At 71.3% G+C, this 15,971-nt stretch carries 14 protein-coding genes; 8 read left to right on the forward strand and 6 right to left on the reverse strand.

All coding sequences use genetic code 11. The annotated features are described in order from the left end of the window. Positions 1–86: 86 nt before the first annotated feature. Complete coding sequence (locus IG99_RS07415) at positions 87–497, forward strand: MmpS family transport accessory protein (RefSeq protein ID WP_037671098.1); 411 nt, start codon at positions 87–89, stop codon at positions 495–497. A 96-nt stretch (positions 498–593) separates the two neighbouring features. Then, positions 594–959 carry a hypothetical protein gene (locus tag IG99_RS07420; RefSeq protein WP_037671101.1) on the forward strand — a complete coding sequence of 122 codons (366 nt, stop codon included), beginning with the start codon at positions 594–596 and terminating at the stop codon, positions 957–959. On the opposite strand, the gene IG99_RS07425 is transcribed toward IG99_RS07420, so the two are convergent. From IG99_RS07425 to IG99_RS07445, 5 genes are read right to left on the reverse strand one after another with little or no spacing between them, the layout of a single operon-like run. After that, complete coding sequence (locus IG99_RS07425) at positions 942–2,342, reverse strand: MATE family efflux transporter (RefSeq protein WP_037671104.1); 1,401 nt, start codon at positions 2,340–2,342, stop codon at positions 942–944. The two genes, IG99_RS07420 and IG99_RS07425, sit on opposite strands and share 18 nt — an antisense overlap. Next, the gene (locus IG99_RS07430) at positions 2,342–3,397 is read right to left on the reverse strand and encodes a cysteine synthase family protein (RefSeq protein ID WP_037671107.1); all 1,056 of its coding nucleotides are present in this window, start codon (positions 3,395–3,397) and stop codon (positions 2,342–2,344) included. The genes IG99_RS07425 and IG99_RS07430 overlap by 1 nt, the downstream gene beginning before the upstream one ends. A gap of 8 nt (positions 3,398–3,405) precedes the next feature. Further along, on the reverse strand, positions 3,406–4,749 hold the full coding sequence (locus IG99_RS07435) for an alanine racemase (RefSeq protein WP_051865032.1): 1,344 nt from the start codon (positions 4,747–4,749) through the stop codon (positions 3,406–3,408). After that, positions 4,746–5,738 (reverse strand): ornithine cyclodeaminase family protein, encoded by a 993-nt coding sequence (locus tag IG99_RS07440; RefSeq protein ID WP_199815464.1) that lies wholly within the window; start codon positions 5,736–5,738, stop codon positions 4,746–4,748. Before IG99_RS07440 ends, IG99_RS07435 begins: the two co-directional genes overlap by 4 nt. Before the next feature lie 55 nt (positions 5,739–5,793). Next, the gene (locus tag IG99_RS07445) at positions 5,794–6,780 is read right to left on the reverse strand and encodes a TauD/TfdA family dioxygenase (protein ID WP_037671115.1); all 987 of its coding nucleotides are present in this window, start codon (positions 6,778–6,780) and stop codon (positions 5,794–5,796) included. 238 nt (positions 6,781–7,018) lie between these two features. On the opposite strand from IG99_RS07445, the gene IG99_RS07450 reads away from it, so the two are divergent. From IG99_RS07450 to IG99_RS07465, 4 genes are read left to right on the forward strand one after another with little or no spacing between them, the layout of a single operon-like run. Beyond that, positions 7,019–8,551: an ABC transporter substrate-binding protein gene (locus IG99_RS07450; RefSeq protein WP_234311773.1), complete on the forward strand. Its 1,533-nt coding sequence runs from the start codon at positions 7,019–7,021 to the stop codon at positions 8,549–8,551. Between the two features lie 59 nt (positions 8,552–8,610). Beyond that, entirely contained in the window at positions 8,611–9,543 is a 933-nt protein-coding gene (locus IG99_RS07455; protein WP_037671435.1) for an ABC transporter permease, read from the forward strand. A 32-nt stretch (positions 9,544–9,575) separates the two neighbouring features. Then, positions 9,576–10,400, forward strand: a complete 825-nt coding sequence (locus tag IG99_RS07460) for an ABC transporter permease (RefSeq protein WP_037671436.1) — start codon at positions 9,576–9,578, stop codon at positions 10,398–10,400. After that, positions 10,397–11,929, forward strand: a complete 1,533-nt coding sequence (locus IG99_RS07465; RefSeq protein ID WP_037671119.1) for an ABC transporter ATP-binding protein — start codon at positions 10,397–10,399, stop codon at positions 11,927–11,929. The genes IG99_RS07460 and IG99_RS07465 overlap by 4 nt, the downstream gene beginning before the upstream one ends. 99 nt (positions 11,930–12,028) lie before the next feature. Here the strand turns inward: IG99_RS07465 and IG99_RS07470 are convergent, their stop codons facing one another. Continuing rightward, a complete protein-coding gene (locus IG99_RS07470; RefSeq protein WP_078947572.1) occupies positions 12,029–13,447 on the reverse strand; it encodes an amino acid permease in 1,419 nt (472 codons plus the stop codon). A gap of 215 nt (positions 13,448–13,662) precedes the next feature. Between IG99_RS07470 and IG99_RS07475 the strand changes: the two genes are divergently transcribed. After that, positions 13,663–14,397 (forward strand): FadR/GntR family transcriptional regulator, encoded by a 735-nt coding sequence (locus IG99_RS07475; RefSeq protein WP_037671124.1) that lies wholly within the window; start codon positions 13,663–13,665, stop codon positions 14,395–14,397. Between the two features lie 55 nt (positions 14,398–14,452). Continuing rightward, on the forward strand, positions 14,453–15,925 hold the full coding sequence (locus tag IG99_RS07480; RefSeq protein WP_037671127.1) for an APC family permease: 1,473 nt from the start codon (positions 14,453–14,455) through the stop codon (positions 15,923–15,925). Positions 15,926–15,971: the final 46 nt, after the last annotated feature.

The raw sequence follows: 15,971 nt of genomic DNA on the forward strand, positions 1-15,971 counted from the left end.
CTGATTGTCAGGTCCCATAACAGCTTGACTTTACCTTACCTTTGCGATTTGCTGCGGATCCGACCTGCACGATCCGGGGGGATCCCATGAAGCGCACCATCCGCGCCGCTGTCTGTTCCGTCGTCGTCGTCGGTCTCGCGTTCGGCGTCAGTGCCTGTTCCGAAGCGGTCGACCAGGTCGACAAGGCGGTGGACGAGACGTATGAGGTCACTTACGAGGTCACGGGGACGAGCGTCGACTCGATCGAGTTCCACGGCGGCGGGGGCACGGCGATGAAGCCGAAGATCGAGTCGGTGTCGAAGCCCAAGCTGCCCTGGACGAAGACGGTCACGCTGCGCGGCATCATGCCCGCGGCGGTCATGCCGGTCGCCGCGGACCCCGAAGGCGCCCACATCACCTGCAAGATCACCCACAAGGGCAAGGTGATCGACGAACAGACCGCAAAGGGCCTGGTGGCCGCCGGCGGCTGCACGGCGGAGTCCCCGGTCACGGGGTGACCCCCTGGGGTCGATCACAGAACGCCCCCGGGGCGGAGGCGGGATCGCCCCGCCCCTTCTCGTCACCGGCCCCGCAGGCCGAGCCGGACGGGGCGGATGACCGTGCGGTGGTGGGTCAGCCGCCGCGGACCGGAGCCGGCGCCCGGCCTGACCTGGCTCCAGGCTGACCCGGCCGAGCCCGCCACGCCGCACCGGATCCTCGACGACGTCACCGCCCCGGACGCGGTCGTGCACGCCGACGGAGGCCAACGCGCAGCGCCACTCGGCGAGTTGTCCGTCGACGACGGTGAACTGATGTCGCGGGTGCGCGTCCGGGCCACCACGGCCCTCGTCGACACACTCGCCGAGGCGGCCGCACTCACACGCTGTCACGCGCGTCAGCAGTTCGAACCCAGGCCGCGCCTGCACGCCACCGGTCAGCAGCTCGTCCGGTGTGCCGGGGCCTCATGGGGAAACGGGTGACACCCGTGACACGGCGGGCAGGCGGCCGACGCCGCGGTTGAAGCGGCGGAGCAGGAGTACGGCGGTGGTGGCGAGCCCGGTGACAAGGCCCAGCCAGATGCCGACGGTGTCCCAGCCGGCGGCGAACCCCAGGAGTGCGGCGGCGGGGAGGCCGACGAGCCAGTAGCCGACGAGGGTGACGCGGAAGCCGCCCTTGGTGTCGTCGAGTCCGCGCAGCAGGCCGACGCCGATGTTCTGGGCACAGTCGAAGAACTGGAGCACGGCGGCGACGATCAGGAGCTTGGAGGCGGTGTCGGCCGCGGACCGGTCGTCACTGTCGAAGAACGGGGCGAGCACGAGACGGGGCACGCTCACATACGCCAGAGCGACGACCGCCATCACCGCCGCGGCGAAGGCCAGCGCCGTCGTCTTCAGCCGCTGGGCGGCCGCCGTGTTGCCGAGGGCGAGTTCGCGGCTGACCCCCAGGGACGCGGCGTGGGAGAGGCCGACGGCGATCTGGAAGACGATGTAGACGAGTTGGTTGACGGCCGTGTGCGCGGCCAGTGCGGCCGTGCCGAAGCTGCCGACGAGCAGGGCGACGACGGAGAAGAAGCCCGCCTCGGAGCCGTAGGTCGCGGCGATCGGTGCGCCGAGCCCGAACAGGCGGCGCAAGGTCGCGAGACGGGTCTGCCAGATCCGCAAGGAGAGAAGCGGACCGAGGCGGGGGTCGCGGCGGGCGGAGACGTACAGGGCCAGGAACGACAGCGCGTACACCGAGGTCGTGGCGAGGCCGATACCCGGGAGCCCCAGCTTCGGCAGGCCCCAGGTGCCATGGATGAAAACCCAGTTGAGGCCCGCGTTGACGGCGATCGAGGCGATGGTGATGCGCAGCAGGGCCTGGGGGCGGCGCATGCCGACGGTGAACTGGCGGATCGCCTGGAACCAGAGACAGGGCACCAGGCCGGGTGCCATCGCGTACAGCACCGGTTTGGCCGCGTCGACCACGTCCGGGTCCTGGCCGAGCCATACGACGGCGTACCCGATGAGCACCATCAGCACAGCGCCCGCGACACCCGCCAGCGTGGACAGCAGCAGGCTCGCCCGGACCAGGTCGCGGATGTCGTCGTGCGCCGCTTCCGTGTCCTCCCCGTTCTCCGCGCGGGCGTCGGCTGCCGCGACCTGGTTCCCGACCGCGGTGACCAGTCCTACGCCCATGGTGCGCAACTGGTTGAAGATCACCATCGCGAGGCCACCGGCCGCCAGGGCCTCGGTGCCGATGAGGCCCATCATGATGGTGTCGGTGGTGGTGAGCGCGACCTGCGCCAGCTGGGTGAGCGCGAGCGGGACGGCGAGCGTGGCGAGGGCACGGCCGTCGGTGAGCAGGCGGGCGAGGGCGGGCGGCATCAGGTCCATTCCTGGGGGGTGTCCGGCGTGGGGCGGCGCAGCTTGGCCAGCAACTCCGCCACTTCACACTCCACTTGAGGGGAGAGCAGGTCGCGGGCAGCCATCCAGTCGTCGTCGAAGACGGTGTCCATGTACTTCTCCCCGCCGTCGTTGACCAGCGCGACCATAACGGCTCCGGGAGCCGGCGCGGACATCCGGGTCAAGGCCTCGTACACCACCCCGCCCGCCGAGCCGCCGATCAGCAGGCCCGTGTGCCGGGCGACGACGCGGGCGGTGGCGAACGCCTCGACGTCGCCCACCTTCGCGCCCTCGTCGAGCAGGTCGTAGTCGACCATCGCCCCGATCGTGGCGCCCTCGGGGGTGCCGGTGCCCGATTGGTAGTAGTCGTGGGCGGGCGGCCCGAAGGCGATGGAGCCCTTGGGTTCCACCCCGACGATCCGCACGCCGGGTACGGTCTCGCGCAGGACCTTTCCGGTCCCGAACAGCCCGCCGCCCGTGCCGACCGCGCCGATGAGGACGTCGATACGACCGCCCAGGGCGGCGTCGAGTTCGCGGGCCACCGGGTGGTAACCGGCCCCGTTGGCCGGGTTGTTGTGCTGCTCGGTGAAGTACGCGTTGTCGGACTCCGCGGCCAGCTTCTCCGCGAACTCCTCGCGGGCGGCGGTGGCCAGCTCCTCGTCGCCGTCGTCCGCGACGTAGACCAGTTCCGCGCCGAGCGCCTTCATGGCGCGCAGCTTGTCCACGGCGGCGTGATGGTCGACGACCGCGGTGAAGGTGTAGCCGCGCTCCGCGGCGACGACGGCGAGGCCCAGGCCGGTGTTGCCGGAGGTCGACTCGATGATCCGGCCGCCGGGGCGCAGCAGCCCGCGGTCCTCGGCGTCGACGACCATCTGCCGGGCCATGCGGATCTTGGCGGTCCCGGTCGGGTTGTACTGCTCCAGCTTCAGCAGCAGCCGGCTGCCGTTCTCCCTGCGGCACAACTCGAACAGCGGGGTCGCGCCCACGAGTTCGGAGACCCGGCGCACGATGGGCGGCCGGTGGAGGGGGTCGTCCATGAAGGCTCCTAGAAGTGGCGGCGGTCCAGCCGCCAGCGGAATCGGTCGGCGGGGCGGTCGACGACGACCTTCGGTGGCAGTGGAAGATCGTGGAACGGCGACTCGTTGGAGTCCATCTGGTAGCCGGCCGTGTTGGCATAGACCAGCAGGTCACCGACGGCCGGCCGGACCGGGAAGGGGATCTTGCGCCAGGTCAGCATGTCCGACTCGAGGCAGGTGGCGGCGCCCACGCTCGCCGGGTAGGGGCCCGCGTCGGCGATGTCCTGTCGTTCGGCCGGCACGAGCACCGGGTCGGGCAGGAACTCGCTCTCGAACCACTGCTCTGACAGGCTCAGGCTGCTGCCGTCCACGGTGAGGATCGCGTAGCCGTCGCGCTCCTTGACGCCCCGCACCCGGAAGACGGTGAACCCGGCCCGGTCCAGCAGGGCGCGTCCGGGTTCGACGAGGAGCGTGATCCCGGCGGCCCGCACCAGGCCGGCCAACGTGGTGTCCTCGCCCACGGGCGTCGAGGCCAGCAGCGCGCGCAGCCCGTCGGCTCCTGCGACGGGGGAGTGATAGGGGTAGAAGCCGGAGAAGGTCTTGTCGGCGTGGAAGTGCTCGGGCCGAAGGCTCTTGTTGAACTGCCGCCAGTCGTCCTCACCCACGTAGTCCACGGCGAAGCCGCCGCCGACACTGATCCGGTCCGCGCGGAGTCCCGACTCCCGGGCGCGCAGGCACAGTCGTACCAATTCGCCAGCGAGGTCGGCCCGTTGACGGATGTCGTAGCCGGACAGATGAAAGCTGAACCCCTCCACGTCGACCGATGCGTCCGACGCGCAACGGTGCAGAGCGGCGGCCATCTCGTCGGCGTCGAGCCCGAAGCGGCTGCCGGGCTGCTCGGGCGGGAGCCGACGGAGCAGCACCCGTGCCCTTCGTTCGACTTCGGTCGCGAGAGCGAGGAGCCGGTCCAGTTCGTCGAGGGCGTCGACAGCGACGAGCGCGCCCTGGAGCACGGCCACCCGCAGGAGTTCGTCCGCCTTGGCTGGGCCGGTCACCACGAGGTCCTCGCCCCGTACGCCGGAGGCGAGCGCCTCGCGCAGCTCGCCGTGGCTCGCCACGTCCACGCCCAGACCCGCGACGGCCGCCCGCTCGACGTAGACGGCCGCCTTGTTGGCCTTCTTGGCGTAGTAGACCCGGCCGTCGACGCCCGCGTCGGTGAACGCCCGTCGAAAGGCCGCGGCGTTGGAGTCGAAGAGTTCCGGAAGCAGCACGTGGTAGGGGCCGCCGAGGCCATGGCCGAGCTCGTGCAGGAGCGGATCGGCCAGGAGTGAGCGCAGCTGTGGGCCGGCGTGGGCCGGAAGCGGGGCGGTCACCTCCACAGCGGCACCGCCGTGCCCAGCCCCTGGGCGAGGGCGAGTTGCGCGAAGCGGTGGCCGAGCGCGATGTCGGTGACGACGAGCCCGCTGTTGTACGCGAAGATCCGCTGACCTGGGTCGGTGCGCCCGGCCGCACGTCCGGACAGCACCTCGGGGAACTCGGCGTCGACGGCGCGCAGTTCTCCGCTCGCGTCGACCATGTCGGTGCCGGTCACGCGCATCTGGGCGGCGCTGGTGGCGACGACCCGGTCGGCGCGGTGCAGCGTGGACGGGGCGATGCCGTACCCGACGAGGACCGACAGCGCGGCCGGCTTGAGCCAGTCCGCCTCGACTGAGGCCGGGGTGTTCGGGCCCGCCGTGGCGAGGACGACGTCCGCGTCCTGGGCCGCCGCCCGCAGGTCGGTGACGACCTCCAACTCGCGTTCGGGGAAGTGGACGTGCAGTTGCTCGCGCACGGCGCGGATCCCGTCCGGGTGCGTGCCGAACAGCGTCAGCCGCTCGAGCTCCGGCATGGTCGTGAGCAGGAAGGGGAGGGCGAGCCGCCCCTGGGTGCCGGTGCCGATGACGAGGGCGCTGCGGCTGCCGGGAGCGGCGAGTTCGCGGGCCAGCAGCGCGGAGACCGCGGGGGTGCGCAGGGCGCCCACCCGGCCGCAGTCCAGCATCGCGACGGGCAGGCCCGTTTCGTCGTCGTAGAGGGTCAGGGTCGTGTAGTAGTGCTGCTTGTCGCGGTCCTCGTGCAGCCCGTACTTGTACGACGTCTTCACCGCGACCACGCCGCGCACTCCGTCGCGCCCGAGCATGGCGTAGGCGACCGAGTGACCGTCCTGAGGTGTGACGGTGAGCTTGCGCGGGTTGTCGGAACGGCCGTCGGCCAGGGTCCGGTAGGCCTGTTCCACCACGGAGACGACGTCCGGCAGGGTGATGTCGATGCCGGCCACATCACTGGTGCTCAGGATGCGCAGCGTCTTGTCGTCGGACGTCACCATGTCTCCTCGATGTCGATGTCGATGTCGATGTCGGTGTCGATGGGCGTGCCGTCGGTCATCGGTATGCCGCCACGGCGCTCTGGCCGTAGCCGTGTTCGAGACGTTCGGCGGGCGGGCGGGTGCGTCGGCCCGGAACACGCACGGACGAACGTTTCAGCCAGCGGTCTGTTCCGTCATAGCGGGCCTGGAAGGGGACGCGGCCGTGCACGACGAGGTCGTTGTCGACGACCAGGACGTCTCCTGGCGTCAGGGCCACCGCGACGGAGACCCGGGACAGCTCGGCCTCCAGCCGGCCGTATGCCTCCCGATGCTCCTCGGACGCCTTCTCCAGGGGGGTGTAGGCGGGGTCGAACCGCAGCGTCAGGCCCTCCTCCGACGCCCACAGGGTCGGCACCGACGGCGGCTCTCCCTGGTAGGACCGCGCCTCGGCGTAGGCGTCGTCGGGCAGGATCGGCAGGGTCGGCAGGCTGAGCAACTCCACGTCTCCCGCGTTGAGTTCGACCCGGCGGATACTGGCTGCCGTGGTCGCGACGGAGTCATGGTTGCGCAGGCAGCCGAGGACCAGCAGATGGGCGCGGCCCGGGTGGAAGGCGTCCTCGGTGTGTGGGCTGAGCAGCACACTGCTGCTGGCGCCGGTCTGCTCCTCCTCGTGCCCGGCCGACGGCACGATGTTGTGCACGAACCGGCCGTCCTGCTGACCCTCCCAGGAGAGGGGGGTGCCCATCACCGCGGAGACCAGCAGCAGGACGACGTCGTACAGCGCGCCCGCGTTCCCGGCGCCGGACCAGTGGTGGGGGGTCGGGCCGAGCTCCTCGTCGTCCACGGGGAGTCCGCGTAGGACGAAGAGACCGTCGTCGGTGTCGACGGGGCGGCACGCGTGCCGGATATCCCCACTCAACGAGGCGGCTACGTGCGGCACTTGAGCGAGCAGTGCGGGGTCGGCGGAGGAGCCGACGGTGCTGAGAAGGGTCTGTGCCGCGGTGATGAGTTCCGCCACGGCGACGGAGGAAAGCGGGCGTACCGGGATGGCTCCCGTGGGCATGGTGAACCGTCCGTTCGAGTGCGGGTGGGGGACGCGTGGCGTGCGGGCGTTCGTGAAGCAGGGAAGCCGCCGGGAAACATAGCCTGCACACAGAAAGCAGGCAAGGCTTACCTAAGTTTGATCAGAATCACACGGTGGGCAGTCTTGTGTTCGGGCTGTAAGGCAGGGTAGGCAAACCTAAGCAATCGACCCGCCCCGTGAGATCGAGGAACAAGTGGACCTGACCAGACGTCAACTGATGTGGGCTGGTGGCGCCTTGGGTGCCACCGCCCTGCTTGCCGCGTGTGGTGGCGGCAGTGACGACGAGCCGGCCGGGTCCGCCGGCGGCGGCTCCGAAAAGCCCCGCAGGGGCGGTACGTTGAGGGTCGGTGCCCTGGGCCGGGCCGGTGCCGTCACGCGCGACCCGCACGGCACCCAGTCCAACGAGAGCGACTACCTCGTCCTCAGCCTCGTCTACGACACGCTCACCGTGCCCGGCGCGAAGCCGAACACCGAGCCCCGGCTGGCGGCGAGTTGGCAGCCGTCCGCGGACCTCAGGACCTGGAAGTTCAAGATCGCACAAGGGGCGACGTTCCACGACGGCTCCCCCGTGACCGCCAAGGACGTCGTCTTCTCGCTCAAGCGTCTGCGGGCCACTCCCTCCGGTGCCTCCCGGCTGCCCGGTATCCAGGCGAAGAACATCACCGCCGAGGGCGACGCGACCGTCGTCCTGGTCTCCGACTACGCCAACGCCGAACTGCCCCTGCTCACCCGGCTGACCACCTTCGTCATCCCCGACGGCACCACCGACAAGGACATCGCGAAGGCGCCGGGAACCGGCCCCTTCAAGCTCGACTGGTACCGCTCCGGCAACGCCCGCCTGGTCCGCAACGAGAAGTGGTACGGCGGCGACGTGCACCTCGACGCCATCGAGGTCAAGATCTTCGAGAACCCACAGGCCATGGCCAACGCGCTGCTCGCCGGTCAGATCGACCTGGCCTCCAACGTCGGCGCGATCGCCGCCCGAACGGCCGCTTCCCGCAAGGACGTCCAGACGGTCCGCCGCCCCAACGACATGGCGATGCCCATCGTCATGCGCACCGCCGGCGGCCCGTTCGCCGACCCCAGGGTCCGCGAGGCGCTGCGGCTGGCCGTCGACCGCGAGGCCATGGTCAAGCAGGTCCTTTCCGGCTACGGCACGGTCGCCAACGACATCCTCGGTACCGGCGACCCCGCCTACGACAGGAGCGTCCCGCAGCGCACCCGCGACCTCGCGAGGGCCAAGAAGCTCCTGAGCGAGGCCGGCTTCGACACCTCGAAGACCTACGAACTGCGCACCACCGAAGACATATCCGGCCTCGCCGAGTCGGCCACGCTGTTCGCCACTCAGGTCCGTGAGGCGGGCGTGAAGGTGAAGGTGGTCAAGCAGGAGTCGGCGACGTTCTGGGACAAGACCTGGCTCAAGGGCGACCTCTACACCACCTACTGGGGCACCAACGACTCCGTGGTCTTCTTCGCCAGCAAGACCATGGTCTCCTCCAGCGCCACGAACGAGGCCGGCTGGAAGTCCACCGAGTTCGACACGGCGTACCAGAAGGCGATCGGCACCGCCGACGAAGCGCGGCGGGCCCAACTCCTCAAAAAACTCCAGCAGATCGAGTACGAAGGCTCCGGCTACCTGCTGTGGGGCATGGCCGACGGCATCGACCTCGCCGGGCCCAAGGTCCGCGGTCTGCCCACGCTGCCCGGCTACGGCAGGGTCCAGCTCGAAGGCGCGTGGCTGACGAGTTGACCACCGACACCACCACGCCGACCGCCTCCCCGGTGACCCCGGGCAGGCGGCCGACGCGTATGCCCGCACTGGTCCTCGCCCAGGTGCTGAAGCGGACGGCGCTCCTGGCGGTCCTGCTCGCGCTGGTCTTCGTCACGGTCGAACTCCTGCCGGGCGACGCTGCCGACGTCACCTCCGAACGCGGCGAGAGCGCCGCCGACCTGGCGCGGCGGCGAGCACTGCTCGGCCTGGACAGGCCGGTGCCGGAACGCTTCTGGGACTGGATGACCGGCTTGCCCACCGGCGACCTCGGCACCTCGGCGCGCGGCGAGAAGGTCACCGACCTGCTCTCCAGCGCCTTCCCCAACACGCTCCTGCTCGGCGGCATCGCGCTCGCGCTCACCGCCGCACTCTCCCTGACCCTGGGCTGCTGGGCGGCGCTGCGGCCGGGCGGACGCCTGGACCGTGCCGTGTCCGGCACCGCCACGGCGGTCCTCGCCCTGCCCGAGTTCGTCGTCGCCGTCGCCCTGGTCCTCGTGCTCTCGCTCTGGACCGGCTGGCTGCCCGCCGTCACGCTCACCGGCGCCGACGGTTCCCCGGCCTCCTGGGACATGCTCGTCCTGCCCGCACTCGCCCTGACGGTCCCTCAAGTGGGCTGGAACACTCGCATCGTCCGTGCCGCACTCGCCGATGAGGCCCGCGCACCGCACGTGGAGACCGCTGTCCTCGACGGACTCCCGCCGCACCGCGTCCTCACCCACCACGTCCTGCCCGGCGCCCTGCCCACCATCGCGGCGGGTCTGGCCACCTCCACCGGCATGCTGCTGGGAGGCGCCGTCGTCGTGGAGACCATCTTCAACTATCCCGGCGTCGGCTCGGTGCTGGCCTCCGCCGTCACCGACCGGGACAGCCCCGTCATCGCCGGGGTCACCGCACTGACCGGCGCGGTCATCACGGTCGTACTGCTGCTGGCGGACCTGGTGCGGGACCTCGTCACGGGAGGAGAGCGATGAGGCCGGCGCGGGGCGAGGGGCCGGAGCGGGCGGTGTCCGCAGCGCTCCGGGCGCCGCTCGGCACCCTCGTCAAAGTGCTGCCCGCCCTGCTGCTCGTCACCCTCGCTCTGGTGGGCCCCTGGATCGCACCGCACGCCATCGACACGCCCGTGACCGCCCCTTACGCCGCACCCGTCGGGGACGCACCACTCGGCGGCGACCAACTCGGCCGGGACGTCCTCAGCCGACTGCTGGCCGGCGGGCGCGAGCTGGTGCTGTCCTCGCTGCTCGTCGCCGTGCTCGTCACCGGCACGGCCGCCGTGCTGGGTGCGGTCGGCGCCGTACGGCCGTGGGTGGGGCGCCTGGTGGAGCGGACCGCGGACGTGCTGATGCTGCTCCCCGCCGTCCTGGGCATTCTGCTGGTCACCCTGTCCTGGCCCGGCGGCGGCCGACTGGCCGTCGTCGCGGCCGCCGTGGTCCTGGGAGTCCCCTACGCCGTGCGACTCGCGGGCGGCGCGGCAGCCCCCATCGCCGCCACCGGCTACGTCGAGGCCGCGGCGGCCGGCGGGGAACGCCTCCGGTACCTGGTGGTCCGGGAGATCCTGCCCAACTTGCGGTCGACCCTGCTCGCCCTGTTCGGGCTGCGGTTCGTCGCCGCCGTCTACCTCGTGGCCACGGCCGGTTTCCTCCAGGTCGGCCCCCAACCACCCGCAGCCGACTGGGCGTTGATGATCCGGGAGAACTCCGCCGGAATCCTCCTCAACCCCTGGGCCGTGGTCGCCCCGAGCGCCGCCGTCGGCCTGCTCGCCCTCAGTGTCAACCTCGCCGCCTCCGCCCTCGCCCCGCAGACCGGCCGGAAGGCGGTGACCGTCCTGTGAGCCACTCCCACGACCGGTACGCGAAGCCGCAGGGCCCGCCGGACGGTACCCCCGTCGTCATCGTGAGGGGCCTCACCGTCACCGCCCAGGACGGCCGGCTCCTGCTGCGCGACGCCGCCCTCACGCTGCGCCCCGGCCGCCTCACCGCACTCACCGGCCCCTCGGGTGCGGGCAAGACCACCCTCCTGCGCGCCGTCACCGGCTTGCTGCCCCCCGGCACGCACCGCACGGCCGGTCAGATCGACGTCCTCGGCCAGGACGTCCTCGCCCTGCCCGAGCGGGACCTGCGCACCATGCGCGGCCGGCACCTCGCCTACGTCGGCCAGGACCCCGGATCCGGGCTGAACCCCCGCATGCGGGTCCGGTCGTTGGTACGGGAACTCGCGGTCGACAAGAGCTCGGACATCGTGGGCGCCCTGCTCGCCGAGGTGCGCCTCCCGGACGACGGACGCCTCGCCGCCCGCCGGCCGGGCGCCCTCTCCGGCGGACAGCAGCGTCGCGTCGCACTCGCACGTGCCCTCGCCCGCCGCCCGAAGATCCTCCTCCTGGACGAGCCGACCGCCGGCCTGCACCCCGGACTCCGGGACGAGGTGGCCGAGCTGCTCGGGCATCTGGCCCGCGAGCACCGACTCGCCGTCGCCTTCTCCTGCCACGACCCCGAGGTCGTGGAACGGTTCGCCGACGACGTCGTCGTCCTGGACGCTCCCGTGCCGAGGCCCCGCACACGGGTGACGGGAGGTGTGCCCGCCCCCTGCGGCGAGGCCGACGGCCCGCCCGTCCTCGAAGTGCGTGACCTGCACGTCGAGTTCGGGGACGCTCCCGTGCTGACCGGTGTCGGCCTCCGTGTGGCCCCCGGCTCCGTCGAGGGAATCGTCGGTGTCTCCGGTTCCGGCAAGACGACCCTCGCCCGTGCGGTCGTGGGCCTGCAGCGTGCCGCGTCCGGCGCCGTCCACCTCTCCGGGACGCAGGTGCGCACCGGACCGCGGGGCCGGACGCGCGAGCAGCGGCGCCAGGTACAGCTGGTGACCCAGAACCCGCTCGGCGCCCTCAACCCCAGCCGCACCATCGGCGCCGCCGTCGGGCGGCCCCTGCGCCTGCACCGTCGGTGCGCCGCGCGGCACGTGTCCGAGCGGGTCGCTGATCTTCTCGAACAGGTCGGTCTGCCCCCCGCGTTCGCCGACCGCTATCCGCACGAGCTGTCCGGCGGACAGCGCCAACGCGCCGCCGTCGCCCGGGCCCTGGCTGCCGATCCGGAGGTGCTGATCTGCGACGAGATCACCTCCGCGCTGGACCCGGACACCGGAGCGGCCATCATGGACCTGCTGGCCGGGCTGCGGGAGCGCAGGGGCATGACCGTGGTTCTCATCAGCCACGATCTGCGGCTCGTCGCGGACCGCACGGACACGGTGACGGTGCTGGACGCCGGCCGTGTGGTGGAGTCGGGGCCCACGGCGGAGGTGTTCGCGGCACCGGAACACGCCGCCACGCGTGCCCTGCTCGGCATGCCGACGGCGGTACGCCGGTCCTGAGGAACCCCAGGGCCGTCGCACCATGGGGCGTAGGCCGGTCCCCGGTGGGGAACCGGCCTGCGCCGCCGGACGAGGACGCCCCGCGAGGGGCAGGCGGGCCTACGGCGAGGTGACGGCGTCGCGCTTTCGCGCCAGCCGTTCACGGACCAGGGCGAAGAGCACCACGGCCCCGGCGACCAGGGTGGACAGGACCACCTGGTCGCGGCCACCGCCCTCGGCGGTGTCGGTGAGCATGTAGCCCAGCACGAAGGTGATCAGGGCGATGGTGGCCCATGTGAGGTACGGGTAGAGCCACATCTTGACGGTCAGCTTCTCGGGCGCCTCCCGCTGGATGATCCTGCGCATGCGCAGCTGGGAGAAGCAGATCACCAGCCACACGAACAGGGCGATGGCACCGGAGGAGTTGAGGAGGAACTGGAAGACGGTGTCCGGCCACAGGTAGTTGAAGGCGACAGCGACGAAGCCGAACACCACCGAGGCCAGGATGGCCGCCTGGGGTACCCCACGGCCGGTCGTCCTCGCGAACGCGGCCGGCGCGTCGTTGCGGCCCCCCAGCGAGAACGCCATGCGGGAGGCGGTGTACAGGCCGGAGTTGAGGCAGGAAAGCACGGAGGTGAGCACGATCGCGTTCATGATCTGCGCCGCGTGCGGGATACCGATGGAGCTGAGCGCGGCGACGTACGAGCCGTCCTTGAGGATCGCCGGGTCGTCCCACCGCAGCAGCGACACGACGATCAGGATCGAGCCCAGGTAGAAGACCGCGATCCGCCAGATCACGCTGTTGGTCGCCTTGGTGACCGCGGCCCGCGGGTCGGCGGTCTCGCCCGCCGCCAGCGTGACGATCTCGCTGCCCATGAAGGAGAAGACCACCATCAGGACGCCGGTGAGGATCGCGCCGGGCCCGTTGGGCAGGAATCCGCCGTGCGCGGTGAGGTTGGAGAAGCCGCTCGCCGGGTGGTCGGAGCCGGGCAGCAGGCCGAACAGCGCGAGGCCGCCGATCACGATGAACGCGGCGATGGCGACGACCTTGATACCGGCGAACCAGAACTCGAACTCGCCGTAGGAGCCCACCGAGGCCAGGTTCGTCGCGGTCAGGACGACCATCACGATCAGGGCCCAGCCCCACTGCGGCACGGCCGGGACCCAGCCGGCCAGGATCTTCGCCCCGGCCGTCGCCTCGACCGCCAGCACCACGACCCAGAAGAACCAGTACAGCCAGCCGATCGTGAAGCCCGCCCAGCGGCCCAGGGCGCGGTCGGCGTAGGCGGAGAAGGAGCCGGAGGTGGGGTTGGCCGCGGCCATCTCGCCCAGCATCCGCATCACCAGGACGACGAGGGCGCCGACGAGGGCATAGGAGATCAGGATGCCGGGGCCGGCGGCGGCGATGCCGGAACCGGAGCCGACGAAGAGCCCGGCGCCGATGACGCCGCCGATCGCGATCATCGACAGGTGGCGGTTCTTCAGGCCGGCCTTCAGACCGGGCTCGGTGGGCGGACTGGGGGTGACGGTATTGGTCATCTCGACATCCATGGAGGGAGGGCGGACCAGGGCGGCACGAAAATTAGTTCAGTACGATCCAAAAAAACAGTCTTGTTTAACTGTTCACATTGCTCTATTTTCCGATCAGCGCTGAGACGCGTCTCCGGCCGCCGACTCCGCGCCGTCCCCCGTGTTCCGGCCCCCAGGGGAGCTCATGCACCAGCCAGCAGCGCGGCCGCCGTTAGGGTGGCGTCGTGGTGAACGCAGCGGGCAAGTTCGGTCCCTACAGCCAGCCGGGTCCCGCGCGGCCCACGCCGGGTGCCGGGGTCCTGGACACCCGCGTCCTGCCCGGCCGGGGCCCCACCGGATCCGAACTCGTCCGCTCCCGCATCGCCCTGCGGGTGCGACTGAAGTCCATGGCCCCCGGGGACCGGCTGCCGGACGTCGGTGTCCTCGCCGAGGAGCTGGGGATCAGTGAGATCACGGTGCGCCGGGCCCTGGAGGGCATGTGTCAGGACGGGCTGCTCGACCGCCGGCGCGGCCGGGCCGGCGGGACGTTCGTCGCGTCCGACTGGGACACGGTCGTGGCACTGATGCACGACTCCGACGAGGCGGCTTCGCTGGACGCCTTCCACCTGCTGCTGGAGTGCGGTCTCGTGGCGCACGCCGCGGGCGGGATCCCGGACGGCAGGCTCGACGGCGTACGGGCACTGGTCGACGACATGGACCGGTCCGACGATCCGTCACGGCTGCTGGAACTGGAGACCCGCTTCCACCTGGACCTCGCCGAGGCACTCGGCGGGCCCGGCATCCGCGAGTTCGCCGCCGACCTGCTCGGCCGCCAGTGCCTGCTGCTTCCGGCCCCGGGGCCCGACGTCGTACGGGCACGCAACCGGTGCCACGCCGACCTGCTGGACGAACTCGCCCGCGGGGCGATGGCCCCGGCCGTGGACGCGGTGAAGGCACACCAGTACGCCGCTCCGAGCTGACCTCTCACCCACCGCCACCCTCTGGCACCACCGCACCGCACAAGGAGCTGTCGCCATGCCCGACCCCGGAGCCGTCGGCCCGCTGCCGACACCGGGCGCCACCGGCGGCGCGCCCCAGCGTCTGCGCGGCGGTGTCCTCGGCATGGCGGACATCGCCGCCGCCACCATGGCCAACGTCGGCCCGGCCATGAGTTTCTTCTTCGGCTTCGCCTTCCTGGCCACCACCGCCGGCGTCGCCTCCCCGCTGACCATCGCCGCGGCGGGTGTCGCCGTCGCCCTGCTGGGCAACACGCTGGCCGAGTTCTCCCGCGCGCACCCCTCGGCGGGCAGCTTCATCACCTTCGTCGGCAGGACCTTCGGACCGGTCAGCGCGGTGACCACGGCGTTGCTGGCCGGCCTCGGCTACATCGTCGCGATGGCCTCCGTCATCGCCATCTCGGGCGGATTCGTGCAGATCACCCTGCACCACTACACCGGCCTCGACTTCCCGTGGATCGTCTGGACCCTGCTGTTGACCGGAGCGGCGGTGGGGCTGATGCTGCGCGGGATCGTGGTCTCCACCAAGTGGGCCGGCTACTTCTTCGGTGTCGAGATGCTGGTCCTGGTCGTGGTGTCGGTCGCCGCGCTCGTCGAGCACCGCGGCAGCCTCTCCGCCGCCCCGTTCCTGCCCGGCCACATCACCCACGGCCTCAGCGGACTGGCCGCGGGTTTCCCCCTGGCCGTGTACCTGTTCGTGGGCTGGGAGAACTCGGCGGCGCTCGCCGAGGAGACCGAGAATCCACGGCGCAACGTCGGCCGGGCGGTGTTCTCCTCCGTCGCGATCATGACGGTGAGTTACATCCTCTTCGCCTACGCCACCGTGACCGGTTTCGGCTACGACGTGCGGCGGCTCGGTGCTTCCCCCATCCCCTTCGTCGACATCGCCCACGACACCCTCGGAGCACTGGCGTTCCTCGCCTACCTCGGTGGACTGACCTCCACCCTCGGTGTGCTCATCGCGGGCATCAACTCCCAGGCGCGGCTCATCTTCAACGCCGGACGCGAGGGACTCCTGCCCTCCTTCTTCGGCTACGTCCACCCCACGCGCCGTACGCCCGACAACGCCATCGTCACCTTCACCGCCACCGCGCTGCTGATCATCGCCGGGTGGGGCCTGGGGCACCTGCTCGGAGCGGACGGCGGCCCGATGGACCCCGTCGTCTTCTTCACCGAGTCCTCCAGCCTGGGCGCCATCCTGATCCTGCTGGTCTACCTCGCCTCCAACATCGCCCTGCCGCTGTACTACCGCAGATACCGTCCGCAGGAGTTCCGGACCGTGCGACACCTGGTGCTCCCCGCACTCGGTGCCCTGGCCATCCTCGTCCCGCTCTACTACCTCGCCAAGCCCGGACAGCCCGCGCCGTACAGCTGGTTCCCCTACGCGGCCCTGGCCGCCCTGCTCGCCGCCATCGCCTACGCCGCGCTCCTGGTCCGCCGCGACCCCGGCCTGGCCGAACGGGTCGGGTCCATCGTCGCCGACGCCGAGTAGGGCGTCGGCCCCACGGGGAACCGGCCCGCCCGCGCGGAGGCGATGG

The sequence above is a fragment of the Streptomyces griseus subsp. griseus genome (assembly GCF_000720255.1).
In the GTDB taxonomy this organism is placed as follows: domain Bacteria; phylum Actinomycetota; class Actinomycetes; order Streptomycetales; family Streptomycetaceae; genus Streptomyces; species Streptomyces griseus_I.

Coding starts and splice junctions, on each gene's coding strand:
- IG99_RS07415 (WP_037671098.1), top strand. CDS start 87: ATGAAGCGCACCATCCGCGCCGCTGTCTGTTCCGTCGTCGTCGTCGGT.
- IG99_RS07420 (WP_037671101.1), top strand. CDS start 594: ATGACCGTGCGGTGGTGGGTCAGCCGCCGCGGACCGGAGCCGGCGCCC.
- IG99_RS07425 (WP_037671104.1), bottom strand. CDS start 2,342: ATGCCGCCCGCCCTCGCCCGCCTGCTCACCGACGGCCGTGCCCTCGCC.
- IG99_RS07430 (WP_037671107.1), bottom strand. CDS start 3,397: ATGGACGACCCCCTCCACCGGCCGCCCATCGTGCGCCGGGTCTCCGAA.
- IG99_RS07440 (WP_199815464.1), bottom strand. CDS start 5,738: ATGGTGACGTCCGACGACAAGACGCTGCGCATCCTGAGCACCAGTGAT.
- IG99_RS07445 (WP_037671115.1), bottom strand. CDS start 6,780: ATGCCCACGGGAGCCATCCCGGTACGCCCGCTTTCCTCCGTCGCCGTG.
- IG99_RS07450 (WP_234311773.1), top strand. CDS start 7,019: ATGTGGGCTGGTGGCGCCTTGGGTGCCACCGCCCTGCTTGCCGCGTGT.
- IG99_RS07455 (WP_037671435.1), top strand. CDS start 8,611: ATGCCCGCACTGGTCCTCGCCCAGGTGCTGAAGCGGACGGCGCTCCTG.
- IG99_RS07470 (WP_078947572.1), bottom strand. CDS start 13,447: ATGACCAATACCGTCACCCCCAGTCCGCCCACCGAGCCCGGTCTGAAG.
- IG99_RS07480 (WP_037671127.1), top strand. CDS start 14,453: ATGCCCGACCCCGGAGCCGTCGGCCCGCTGCCGACACCGGGCGCCACC.